Origin of the sequence: Janthinobacterium glycogeni, from assembly GCF_051380725.1 — a bacterium.
Lineage (GTDB): Bacteria > Pseudomonadota > Gammaproteobacteria > Burkholderiales > Burkholderiaceae_D > Janthinobacterium.
On the sequence record NZ_JBNYXP010000002.1, the window covers coordinates 1 to 12,486 of the forward strand.

General features: G+C 59.0%; 8 protein-coding genes. All 8 read left to right on the forward strand.

What is annotated here, in order from left to right; translation table 11 throughout:
• Positions 1-252: 252 nt before the first annotated feature.
• The 8 genes from ACQ4W4_RS05560 (at position 253) to ACQ4W4_RS05595 (ending at position 12,392) form a co-directional block, all read left to right on the forward strand.
• Complete coding sequence (locus ACQ4W4_RS05560) at positions 253-870, forward strand: hypothetical protein (protein WP_436541131.1); 618 nt, start codon at positions 253-255, stop codon at positions 868-870.
• A complete protein-coding gene (locus ACQ4W4_RS05565) occupies positions 867-3,533 on the forward strand; it encodes a hypothetical protein (protein ID WP_436541132.1) in 2,667 nt (888 codons plus the stop codon). Before ACQ4W4_RS05560 ends, ACQ4W4_RS05565 begins: the two co-directional genes overlap by 4 nt.
• Before the next feature lie 255 nt (positions 3,534-3,788).
• Positions 3,789-4,316 carry a sigma-70 family RNA polymerase sigma factor gene (locus ACQ4W4_RS05570; RefSeq protein WP_436541133.1) on the forward strand — a complete coding sequence of 176 codons (528 nt, stop codon included), beginning with the start codon at positions 3,789-3,791 and terminating at the stop codon, positions 4,314-4,316.
• Positions 4,313-5,317 carry a FecR family protein gene (locus tag ACQ4W4_RS05575; RefSeq protein ID WP_436541134.1) on the forward strand — a complete coding sequence of 335 codons (1,005 nt, stop codon included), beginning with the start codon at positions 4,313-4,315 and terminating at the stop codon, positions 5,315-5,317. Before ACQ4W4_RS05570 ends, ACQ4W4_RS05575 begins: the two co-directional genes overlap by 4 nt.
• A 74-nt stretch (positions 5,318-5,391) precedes the next feature.
• Entirely contained in the window at positions 5,392-7,878 is a 2,487-nt protein-coding gene (locus tag ACQ4W4_RS05580; RefSeq protein ID WP_436541135.1) for a TonB-dependent siderophore receptor, read from the forward strand.
• Between the two features lie 161 nt (positions 7,879-8,039).
• On the forward strand, positions 8,040-9,059 hold the full coding sequence (locus ACQ4W4_RS05585; protein WP_436541136.1) for a LacI family DNA-binding transcriptional regulator: 1,020 nt from the start codon (positions 8,040-8,042) through the stop codon (positions 9,057-9,059).
• 242 nt (positions 9,060-9,301) lie between these two features.
• Entirely contained in the window at positions 9,302-10,702 is a 1,401-nt protein-coding gene (locus ACQ4W4_RS05590) for an alkaline phosphatase family protein (RefSeq protein ID WP_436541137.1), read from the forward strand.
• A gap of 79 nt (positions 10,703-10,781) precedes the next feature.
• Positions 10,782-12,392 (forward strand): histidine-type phosphatase, encoded by a 1,611-nt coding sequence (locus tag ACQ4W4_RS05595; RefSeq protein WP_436541138.1) that lies wholly within the window; start codon positions 10,782-10,784, stop codon positions 12,390-12,392.
• Positions 12,393-12,486 lie beyond the last annotated feature (94 nt).

The following is a 12,486-nucleotide window of genomic DNA, read 5'->3' on the forward strand; positions in this document are numbered from 1 at the left end:
ACAGGTCGTCAGGAAGAAGGGCGTTGGCCATGGCGCGCCTCCCGAAAACAATGTCAGGTGGGTTTGACCAACTTCGGGGCCGTTTGTTTCTCTGGACGACGTTTTGTTAGGCGCTCTTAGTATCGACTTACTCAACGGAATTCGGGGTGCCACCTTAAAGATGTGTTCGTCGCAGTAAGCAAGTTTTTTGACAACTTCCGCCCCATAAAGCCGGAGCGGCGCGCAGAAAGCTTCAAAACGTGCAGTAAACCGATGCAAGCTAGCACATTGACCACTGACACACTACCGATGATCGGCGGTTCAATGCAATTTTCTGACTCAAATGCGTTGCATATGGACATCATACGTGATTCCTGTATGATCGTCGTAACAGACCAAGAAGCAATACACAATAATACGTGTTCACAATATTTGAATTTTGCGGATATGACATTTACGAACAATATAAAATATTTCTCCAATGGCTTGCGGTCAGATTTAGTTGAGTCATATCTCTTATTAATTAGCATAGAACTCGCTTTAAAGGATGCAAAATATGCAGGCGAAAATGGACACGATATCCCGGGGATGTTGATAAAGGCATCTGAATCTGAAAAGGCAGTTGCAAAACAAGGAGTCCAAGTTCAGCTAATAGGGCTGGCGACTCAGCTAAGCAATTCGTTGAAAGCTGTTACCTGTCAGAGTAAGGATGGTCAACCACAGCCAGTTCCACATAGAAGTTATCCATTCTTACGGTATTGCAGATGTGAGGGTGACTGGAATGGAACTGCAGAAACATCGGCCTTGAGGCTGATTGAGCTTCTCGATACCTGTAAAAATACTCGTTCCATATTAAAAAGTATTGGAAAGATAATAGGTGTAAAAATATGAAATCAATTTCGGAAATTCTTGAAACATTAGATCTGGTCGCAAAAAAAAATAACAATACTGGCAATGATTTTTCTATCCATGCACACTTCGTTTCACCGACACTTCACATCGACGTAGTCAACGATATGTTCAATGGATCTGACAGCGATATAGACTTACTCCAAGATATTGTTAACAATGAAGTATCTAACATAGAGCCCACATTATTAAGAGACTCTATGGGATACATGCCACTAACCATTAATCCCATATCTCAATCAGCTTGGATTGAAAAAAAACCATGGGTAGATCGAGCAAGTAAAAGTAGCTGGATTTCTGCATTTCTAAATAAAAAAACAAAACGCCGAGAGGACGTGAAAACCAGAACCAAAATTCTTCACTTTTATGGCTATAAGGGTGGGCAGGGTCGCTCATCAGTATTGGCATTGCTAGCGAAGAATCTTGCTGACGATGGGCATCGCGTTCTTCTACTAGACGCTGACCTAGAAGCGCCTTCTTTAGATTTACTATTTGACGTAGCTCCTAGTAAATTTTCCAATACACTAATGGGGCTATGTGGTTGGTCGGATAATCTTGAGCCTCTAGCTGGCGTTTATACCGGACGACTTGGAGGTCAGATTGATCTCATTGCTTGTCGACCACGAAACGAAATTTCTGATCTCGACTTTGCTTTGCTCGTATCCACCGCTCCAATTGATATACGCATATTCGAACGCGCCGGCTCACTATTAAATAAATATCTTTCCGAACCAAATAATCCCTACGATATAGTTTTGGTAGATCATAGGACAGGGGTAGCGTCCTCAGTACTCCCGCTTATTCACACACTTGCAGGATCAGCAGTGATTTTTGCTCGGACGGATATGAATATTTCCTCCATTCCTTCAGAGCTTAAAAAAGTAGTTCGATCTATATTCGCTGAAACATCATCCGTTCCTGGTGCATTCGTGAGTTTTTCGCTTGACCCAAATAAGTCTGCGTCTGCTGAACTATCGGCAACTGAGGCTCGAACTCGTGAGGCTTTGCTGTACGAACTCGCAGATGTTATAGAAGAAACAGAAAGTATAGCAACTGGAATCCCTCAAGAGGGTAACCATATAACGACGAATGATCTTGCTCTCAATTGGATAGATTGGTACTTGGATCGAGCGATGTTAGCATCTTCCCTTCCTGACGTTTCGAAGCTACAAAATGACAACATTAATTCTTTGCGGCTATTACGTGAAGCGTTAGACCTTCCATTAGGGCGAAAGATAACGACTCCAGTTGAAATTTCGCAACGTATAGAACCGGCAATTTCATCTCTATCAGGCGCAAAGGACTCAGGTCAATTTATCCACATTCCAGAACTGGATAGATTGTTTGTACCAGGAAATTCATATTCATATATTTTAGGTCGCAAGGGAACCGGAAAAACTCGTCTACTTAAAGAAATGGCAAATCGCAGACTTGGATATCCGCTGCTAGTTGCAAACGACGAGACTAGTACCATCGGACTGAGAAGTAAATCTATAGAAGCCAATTCGTGGTTGGAGCGCTGCAATTATGATGCTCCTACATTTTGGTGGTCGTTACTGCGCATCCGAATCGAAAGTGTCGGGGTAGGTGACTTCCAAATGGAATCACGCATAAAATATCACATTGACAACGAAACATTAGTAACTGAATTAGCCAGCAAAATAAAGATTAAAGATCTAATTTTAGAGCTAAAAGAACCGTTAGTATTATTAGTGGACGGCTTGGAAACTTTAGTTCCAGCTTCAAATATAAAAGATTTCGTTATTGCTTTGTTCGATATGCTTGGCACAATACAAAATGATCCATCAATGGCAAGTAAACTGATGATCAGGTCATTTATCCGCGAGGACCTTGCGGCAGACTCAGTGCAAAATATTGAGCAACAACTCGAAGGCCGGAATATTCGACTTAAATGGAGTGCGACTTCAATTTTAAATTTCGCTCTTTCGCGCCTTCCACTGTTAAGCTGGATCGGAAATAATTTCAAAAAAGTTTGCGAGGAAATTATTAGCGCAAAAAAAGAAATTGAACGCAGCGGGTTTGATGAGCAGCAGGCAACGGAATTAATGCTTCGAGTATTCCCAACTCGTTTGCGCCGGAACAATCTTTCTACAGCCACTTTTTTACGGTTATATTTCTCGGATGCAGGAGGCGATGACACAAACAAGGGTACGTTCTATCCTCGATTGTATTTATCTTTTTTACAAAAACTTGACAAATTAGCTTCCGAATCCGATTCGCCATTAGATGCTGATGGAAGAATTACTTCCGCATTATTGAATCGAGCTTATGATGATGCTTCTAATGAATTTATCGAGGAGACCAAACAGGAATTAGCTCATTTGCTATCTCTTGAATATTCCGTCGAAAATAATGATGAGGATGACGATGCAACAAAGGTCTCAAAATTTATTACAGCATTTGCTGGCTTAAGTACACCATTCCTTCGTGACGTGATTGTCACCGAATTAACTGAAAAAACTGGATTTACTGAAAAATCGGTTAGAGAGTCACTTCAGCGAATGAAGGCAATTCGCATGTTCGAAGATCGACCTGGTTTTGGTGGTTGGTGGCGTGTTGGACAATTATATAAAATGGGGTTGATGATGAAATACGTCAGAAGTACATCTAATTCAACAAATTAGGTAGCAGGACAACTCTGGTTGAGCTAATTTAGCATCTATGCCCGCTCCTGAAAATTTCAATTTCATTTAGCCCAAATTAGCAGCATCGAAAAACCCGCCACTGCCCCGTGCAGCGGCGGGTTTTTTCATTTCCGGCATCGCCGCGCATGCGGCCTGCGCACAACACCTGCGCCACTCGCATGCAATCGGGGATTGTGACAAACGGCCACTGGCGCTTACAATGAGAATAATTCTCATTCATATTATTCATCAACCATGTCCGCCATCCAGCCCAGCCTGCAACAGCAAGTGCAGTCGCTCTACAGCGAACATCACGGCTGGCTGCTTGGCTGGTTGCGCAAAAAACTCAGCTGCCCGCATGGCGCGGCCGACGTGGCGCAAGACACGTTCGTGCGCATCATCGCCTCGCGCGACGCCCTGTTCGGCATGCGCGAACCGCGCGCCTACCTGTCGACGACGGCGAAGCGCTTGCTGCTCGACCGCGCGCGCCGCCAGATACTCGAGCGCAGCTACCTGGCGGAACTGGCCCTGCTGGCCGACAGCCTGCCTGGCGCGCCCTCGCCGGACGAGATCCTGATGGCCGTGCAGGCGCTCGGACAGATCGCCACGGCGCTGGATGGATTGTCCAGCAAGGCGCGCGACGCCTTTTTACTGCACTACCTGGAAGAGCAGCCGCAGGCCGCCGTCGCCGCGCACCTGAACGTCTCCACGCGCATGGTGCAAAAATACCTGGTGCAAGCCTTGCTGGCCTGCCGCCACGCCTGTCCGGCCCTGGCGGCATGAAGACCGCCCGCCCCGACGTGGCGGCCGAGCAGGCCGCGCACTGGATCGTGCGCCTGAGCGCCGACGACCCGGCCGAGCGCGAACAGGCACGCTCCGGCTTCGCCGCATGGAAGGCGGCCGACCCGCTGCACGCGACGCTGGCCGCCGGCATGGAAAACTTGCTGCGTCAATTGCACGCCGTGCGCGAGCCGGCCGGCGGCGACCATCGCCCGGCGCGCGCCGCCCTGGCCGCCATCGCCCCCGACCGTCCCCGCCGGCGTCTGCGCCAGCTGGCCGCCGCCAGCGCCGTGGCCGTGCTGGTGCTGACCGGGGCGCTGGCCCTCGGCGAGCGCCCCGCCTACCTGCTGGCCGACCTGCGCAGCCCCACGGGACAATGGCGCACGCACACCCTGGCCGACGGCAGCCGGATCACCCTGGCCGGCCACAGCGCCGTCAATGTGCATTTCAGCGCGGGCGAACGGCACGTGGAACTGGTGCGTGGCGACATCCTCGTCGACGTGGCCAAGGATGCGCAGCGCCCCTTCATCGTCGACAGCAAACAGGCGGCGATCCGCGCGCTGGGCACGCGCTTTACCGTGCGCAGGGATGGCGACGCCACCATCCTGAGCATGCTGGAGTCCAAGGTGCTGGCGCAGGTGCCGAAGCATCCGGCCGTCGTGGTGCAGGCAGGCCAGCGCACGCGCATCACGGGCGACGGCGTGGAACCAGTCACGGCCATCGACGCGGCCAGCGTGCAGGAAGCGTGGCGCGCGCACCAGCTGGTGGTCGACGACCAGCCATTGGCCGAGGTGCTCGACGAGCTGGCGCGCCACCGTCCCGGCCAGCTGCATTACGACCGCGCGCAGATCGCCGGCATCCGCGTGGCGGCCGTGCTGCCGCTGGACGACACGGACAAGGCGCTGCAGCTGTTGATCGACAATTTCCCGCAGCTGCGCATCCGCATGCTGACGCGCTACCTGGTGATGGTGGACGCCCCCGCCAGCGGCGCCGCAAAAAAATAAATGCCCGCGCAGGTTCGTGTTGGCGCATCTCGTGCGTCAAGGCAGCTGAGATCAATCAAAAAAAGGCTGTCACCATGTCCGCTCCAGTTGTTGCCGTTTCCTCCCCGAACATCCTGCGCACGCGTCTGCGCCCGCTGGCCCTGGCGGCCATGCTGCTGGCCGGCGCCGGCATGCACGCCCAGGCCGTCGCCCAGGCGCAGACCAGCCCTGCCGCCGTCAGCTACGCCATTCCCGCCGGTCCGCTGGCCGGCGCCCTGAACCGCTATGCGCAGCAGGCGGGCGTGTCCATCGTCATCGACTCGGCCAAGGTGCAGGGGCTGCAGACGGCCGGCCTGCAGGGCAGCTACGCCATCGACGACGGTTTCGCCGCGCTGCTGCGCGGCAGCGGCTACGCCATCGGCAAGACGGCCACCGGTTATGTGCTGGTGGCCGCGCCGGCATCCGCACCCACGGCGGCGGCCAGCGCCGCTTCGGCGGCCGAGCGCACCATGCCTTCGATTACCATCGTCGGCCAGGCCGAGCAAGGCGCCACCACGGAAGGCAGCGGCTCCTACACGGCGCGCAGAATCACCATCGGCAAGGGCGAGCAAGCGATGAAGGAGATCCCCCAATCGGTGAGCGTGCTGACGCGCCAGCGCCTGGACGACCAGGGCATCACGGACTTGCGCGAAGCCGTCAACAACGTCACCGGCGTGGTGGGCGTGCATGGCGTGGGCCCGGGCGTGGTGATCACGGCGCGCGGCTTCCAGATCGACCAATGGCAGTACGATGGCGTGCCGATCGACCGCAACACCTATGCGCTGGGTAACTGGGGTCAGGAAAACATGGTCATCTACGACCGCCTGGAAGTGCTGCGCGGCGCTTCCAGCATGCTCGTCGGCACGGGCAGCCCCGGCGGCTCCGTCAACCTGGTGCGCAAGCGTCCGCTGGCCACGCGCGCGATCACGCTGACGGGGCGCGCCGGCTCCTGGGACCACTACGGCGCCCAGGTCGACATCAGCAGCCCCCTGAACGCGGAAGGCACCCTGCGCGGACGCGCCATCGTCGATGAAGACGACAGCCACTCCTTCATCGACCAGGTGTGGAGCAAGAACCGCACCCTGTACGCGGCGCTCGACTACGACCTGGCGCCCGCCACCACGGTCGGGCTGGCCGCCAGCCATGTGAAAGCATACGGCCGCCCCACCTTCATCGGCCTGCCCCGCTACGCGGACGGCAGCGAACTGCCTCTGCCGCGCTCCACCTTCACAGGTGCCGACTGGAACCGCAGCCTGGTGGAACAGAGCACCTTCTACCTGGACCTGGAACACCACTTCAATACGCAATGGAGCCTGAAAGCGTCGGCGCTGGGCATGAATGAAAGTACCAGCTCGACGCACCAGCGCACGGCTTTCGCCATCAATCCCGACGGCAGCGGCGCGCGCTATGGCGACTTTTCCACCGATTTCGACAACCGCAAGCGCGGCATCGATGCCTTCGTGCGCGGCAAATTCGACGGCCTGGGCATCGCGCAGGAAGTCGTCGTCGGCGCCAGCTATGTCAGCATGACGTCAAACGACCGCTATGCGCGCGCGTGGGAAACGGGCGCCGATATCTTCCATATCAAGCACAATCGGCCATGGCAGGATTTCGACACCATCGCCGCGCGCCCAACGGGTGTGACCAGCTACAGCACCTACGACATGCGCCAGAAAGGCCTGTACGCCACCTGGAACGGCCAGCTGACGAGCAATCTGAAAGCCCTGCTGGGCGGGCGCTTCAACTGGTACGACTTCCTGTATGCCACGCCGGACGGCTACCGCGACGCCACCCGCACCACGGCCAAGTTCACGCCGTCGGTGGGCCTGATCTACGCACTGACGCCGCAATGGTCGGCCTACGCCAGCTATGCGGACGTGTTCCAGCCACAGACGAACCACGATGTGGCCGGCCGCACCCTCAAGCCCATCACGGGCAGCAGCTACGAGGGCGGCATCAAGGGCGAACTGCTGGACGGCAAGGTCAACACCTCGCTGGCCGTCTTCCGCTATGACCACAAGGACCGCGCCGTCACCGATTACGCCGCCGGTTTCGCCTGCGACGGCTGGTACTGCTCGCGCGCCTCGGGCAAGGTGCGCAGCCAGGGCCTGGAAGCGGAAGTATCGGGCGAAGTGGCGCGCGGCCTGCAGCTGTCGGCCGGCTACGCCTACACGACGACGACCTATCTCGACGATCCGGACAACAAGGGCCAGGTCTTTTCCACCTGGACGCCGAAGCACATGCTGCGCCTTTGGTCGAGCTATACCCTGCCAGGCGCGTGGGACAAGTTCAGCGTGGGCGCCGGCGCCAACCTGCAAAGCCATACGGTCGACACCGAGCGCACCTTCAAGGTTGCCGGCTTCTCGATCTGGAATGCACGCCTGGGCTGGCAAGCCACGCCGCAAGTGGCCCTGTCGCTGAACGTCAACAACGTTTTCGACAAGCGCTACATCATCCCGTCCTACAACACCACCGGTTCGAATAACTACTATGGCGATCCGCGCAACGTGCAGTTCACCCTGAAGTACACGCCGAAATGGTAGGACGACCGGGAGGCTGAGGGCCGGCGCGATGGCCGCGCCGCGTGACTGACGTGACGACCGGCATTCAGTTCGCGCCGCGGCCGGGATTTTCGGCTAAGATGATGGCGCGGCATTGCGCCGCACCGCATCGTGCATCGGCCTCTCATTCATCTACACCGTCAATGGAACAAAAAGACAAGTCCTGGGTCACTTCGGTGGACGTCGCCAAACGGGCCGGCGTCTCCCGCTCCGCCGTCTCGCGCACGTTCACGCCCGGCGCCAGCGTGGCGCCCGAAACGCGGGCCCGCGTGATGGAAGCGGCGCAGTCGCTGGGCTACCAGGTCAACATCCTGGCGCGCAGCATGAACCAAGGACAAAGCAACCTGGTGGGCGTCGTCATCACGGGCTTCACGGACCCGTTCCGCGTTGCCCTGCTGGGGGAAGTCACGCGCAGCCTGAGCGAACATGCGCTGGTGCCGCTGCTGATGAATGCGGAAGATCCCGAACGCCTCAGCGAATTGCTGCGCATCCTCCTCAGCTACAAGATTTCCGGCGTCATCATGACGTCCGGCTCGCCGCCGTCCGCCGTCGCCACGGAATACCTGCAGCGGCAAGTGCCGGTGGCCATGATCAACCGCGCGCGCGACCTGAAGGGCGTGGACGTGGTCAACAGCGACAACCGCCATGGCGGCGAACTGGCGGCCAGCACCCTGCTCGACAGCGGCGCCAAACGGCTGGCCTTCATCAATACGCGCGCCAGCAGTTTCAGCGGCATCGCGCGCGGCAAGGCCTTCCTCGACCACCTGGCGCCGGCCGTGGCGAAAAAGCGCTGCACGGCCGGCGAATACCTGGCCGACGCCATCGGCTACCAGGCGGGCCAGGAAGCGGCCGACGCCCTGCTCGCCTCGGGCAAGCTGCCCGACGGCGTCTTTTGCGCCACTGACCTGATCGCCTGCGGCTTCATCGATGCGGCGCGCAGCAAGTACGGCATCGACGTGCCGACGCAATTGCAGGTGATCGGCTTCGACGATATCCCCATGGCGGCGCTCGACGCCTACCAGCTGACCACCATCCGCCAGGATGCGGGCGAACTGGCGCGCCGCGCCGTCAAGAGCCTGGTCGAACGCATGGAAAAATTTGCCATGCCGGGCCGCCTGAAGGAAGTCCCCGTCACCCTGGTGCGGCGCGGCACGACGCGCTAAGCGCTTCGATACGGCAGATGGCGCGACGCCGTCTGCCTGCCCGCCACCGCCCCGCACCGCCCGCCGTTCCCCGTTTTCCACACTTTTTCATCCCCCGCCTGTACTTGTTGACATCGAAAAAAATCCGGGTTACTGTTTGCACACGTGTACTGCACACGTGTGCAATTTCTTCAAAAAGCCTGTTCTGGCCACACCACTAAAAAAAGCGCCCCGTCCACGGAGGCGCCATCAAGGAGACTGTTATGTTGAACCACGTTCTAAGAATCGCCCTGCTCGGCGCCGGGGCCATCGGCCTGGCCGCCTGCACCACCCCCGCCGGCACGCAGCACAATGCCGCTGCCAGTGCCGCCGCCGATCCGAAGCTGGCGAAGATCGGTCAGATCGTCGTCGTGTACATGGAAAACCGCAGTTTCGACCATCTGTTCGGCACCTTCCCCGGCGCCGACGGCATCGCCAATGGCCGCTCTCCCGACACCACCACGCAGATTGGCCCCGACGGCAAACCCTATGCGATGCTGCCCGCCGTGGCGCTCGACAAGGGCGGCCTGGACCAGCGCTTCAAGGGAGACATCGCCAACGCGCCCTTCCGCATGGAGCCGAGCGTCTCGCTGGGCGACAAGACGGCCAGTCCCGTGCACGCGTTCTGGACGCACAAGCGCCAGATCAACGACGGCAAGAACGACCGCTTCGTCGTCGAGGGCAATACGGGCGCCCTGCCCATGGGCTATTTCGATGGCAGCAAGCTCAAACTGTGGGCGCTGGCGCAGCGCTACACCCTGGCCGACCGCTTCTTCCAGTCCGCCTACGGCGGCTCCTTCCTCAACCACATGTGGCTGACCTGCGCCTGCACGCCCGTGTTCCCGAACGCCCCCAAGTCCATCGTCGCCCAGGATGAGCGGGGCACGGGGCACAAGAAGGGCGAGGAAGCGGAGGTGACGCAGGACGGCTACGCCGTCAACACCATGCAAGGCCCGCTGCTGTTCGATCCGACCAAGAAACAGACCTTTTTGCCGCCGCAAACCATGCCCACCATCGGCGACCGCCTGACGGACAAGGGCATCTCGTGGGTCTATTATGCGGACGGCTACGACATCGCCGTCGCCTCGACCAAGTCGGGCAAGAAGGCCGATGACTTCTCGTATCACCACCAGCCGTTCACCTACTTCAAGCGCTTCATCGACAGCCCGCAGCAGCGCGCCACGCACCTGAAGGACCGCTCCGACATGATCGCCGACGTCCAGGCGGGCAAGCTGCCGCCCGTCTCGTTCTACAAGCCGATGGGCAAGAAGAACATGCATCCGGGGATGGATAAATCGAGCGTGGCGGCCGGCGACGACGAGGGCGTGGCCATCATCAGCGCCATCATGGAAGGCCCGCAATGGAAGGACACCGTCATCATCGTCACCACCGATGAAAACGGCGGCTTCTGGGACCATGTGGCGCCGCCCAAAGGCGACCGCTTCGGCCCGGCCACGCGCATCCCCGCCCTCGTCATCTCGCCGTTCAGCGAAGGCGGGCATATCGACCATACCGAGTATGAAACCGTGTCGATCCTGAAGTTCATCGAGGAACGCCATGGCCTGGCGCCATTGAGCGAGCGCGATGCGCGCGCCAACAGCCTGGCCAAGGCCCTCAAGCTGTAACGCCTCCCTCCTGCCTGTCTACCCTGGGTGCGCCGTCCTGCGCGGCGCGCCCGGGCAACTCACGTCCAAAGGAAACGCCATGCTGCACGCACGCCATCTTCCCCTTTCCATCCTGATGCTCTCCCTGGCCGCCTGTGGCGGCGGCGAGACAACGCCGCCGCCAACGCCCCCTGTCACGCCGCCGGTGACGCCGCCGCCCGCCACCTACTACCAGACCAAGACACCGTACACGCCGCAGCAGGAGGCGGCCACGTATGAAGCCGCGCCGGCCGGCTACGCGCCCGTGTTCACCGAACTGGTGGCGCGCCACGGCTCGCGCGGCCTGTCGAGCATGAAGTACGACGCCGCCTTCTACAACGTCTGGCAAAGGGCCGCCGCCGACGATGCGCTCACGCCGCTGGGGCAAAAGCTGGGCGCCGACATTTTGAAACTGATGAAGGCCAACGCGCTGCTCGGCTACGGCGTGGACGGCATCACGGCGCCCGGCTACGGCAATCTGTCGCAGACGGGCATCAATGAACACAAGCAGCTGGCCGTGCGCATGTTGGCGCGCCTGCCCGCCCTGTTCACGCAACTGGGTAGCAATGCCGCCAGCGCGCCGCGCCAGATCGTCACCGTCAGTTCCGGCGTGGACCGCGCCAAGGACAGCGCCGCGTATTTCGCGCAGTCGCTGGCCGCCACGGCACCAAACGTCGCGCCGCTGATCACCCTGCCGCCCGCGCCCGCCGGCTACCCGGCCGGCAAGCCCGTGGTGCAGCCGGCCGGCACCGACCGCTTCCTGCTGTATGCGCACAAACTGGTGCCGAAGACGGACCTCGTCACCGATACCCTCGATCGCTACTACCAGACCTACCAGGACAGCCAGGCCTACCAGGCCTACCTGGAAAGCCCCGACTTCCTGGCCAAATACACGGCCATCGACACGGATGCCACGGCGCGCACCCTGGGCCGCGAAGTGCTCGAACGCCTGTTTACCAAGGCGTTTGTGGACAAGATCGACAACGGTACCTACAGCTTCGCCAATACGGGCACCTACAGCTTCACCAGCGACGACGGCAAGTTCACCAACACCGTCACGGGCGACGGCAAGACCACCATCAAGGGCCTGGCCGATGCCGCTTCCGTGCTGTACAACCTGTACGCCATCATGGCCGGCATGACAAGCGAGGTCAAAGCCGACTTCGTGCAATACATGCCGTCGGACGCGGCCAAATACCAGGCCTTCGTGCAGGATTACCAGGACTTCTACAACAAGGGTCCTGGCACCACGGAAAGCGCCGGCGTCACCTGGAACTACGTGCGCGCGCTGCGCGAGGACTTCTTCACGGAAGTGGACGCCATCGCGCGCGGGGACCTGTCGCACGGCGCCAAGCTGCGCTTCACGCATGCCGAAGCCATCATCCCGCTGGCCACGGCCATGGGATTGAAGACCGTCGTCGGCACGCTGCCGGCGGCGCAGACCTACAGCTATGACAACAGCAGCTGGCGCGGCCTGTACGTGGCGCCGATGGCGGCCAACATGCAGTGGGACGTGTACCGCGACGCCAGCGGCAATGTGCTGGTGAAGATGCTGTACAACGAAAAGGAAACGGACTTTCAGGCCGCCTGCGACGGCGCCCGCTTTGCCGCCGGCAGCCATTTCTATGTGTATGCGAAGCTGAAGACCTGCTACGGCCACGTGGCGCAGTAATCACGGAGTGCAGGCGGGCCGGCTCCCAGCCGTGCCCGCCAGTTTGGCGTTTGATGCTAGGCTTGCGCCTAGGAACTAATCACGTCACGGACTC

Coding starts and splice junctions, on each gene's coding strand:
- ACQ4W4_RS05595 (WP_436541138.1), top strand. CDS start 10,782: ATGCTGCACGCACGCCATCTTCCCCTTTCCATCCTGATGCTCTCCCTG.
- ACQ4W4_RS05570 (WP_436541133.1), top strand. CDS start 3,789: ATGTCCGCCATCCAGCCCAGCCTGCAACAGCAAGTGCAGTCGCTCTAC.
- ACQ4W4_RS05580 (WP_436541135.1), top strand. CDS start 5,392: ATGTCCGCTCCAGTTGTTGCCGTTTCCTCCCCGAACATCCTGCGCACG.
- ACQ4W4_RS05590 (WP_436541137.1), top strand. CDS start 9,302: ATGTTGAACCACGTTCTAAGAATCGCCCTGCTCGGCGCCGGGGCCATC.
- ACQ4W4_RS05565 (WP_436541132.1), top strand. CDS start 867: ATGAAATCAATTTCGGAAATTCTTGAAACATTAGATCTGGTCGCAAAA.
- ACQ4W4_RS05575 (WP_436541134.1), top strand. CDS start 4,313: ATGAAGACCGCCCGCCCCGACGTGGCGGCCGAGCAGGCCGCGCACTGG.
- ACQ4W4_RS05560 (WP_436541131.1), top strand. CDS start 253: ATGCAAGCTAGCACATTGACCACTGACACACTACCGATGATCGGCGGT.
- ACQ4W4_RS05585 (WP_436541136.1), top strand. CDS start 8,040: ATGGAACAAAAAGACAAGTCCTGGGTCACTTCGGTGGACGTCGCCAAA.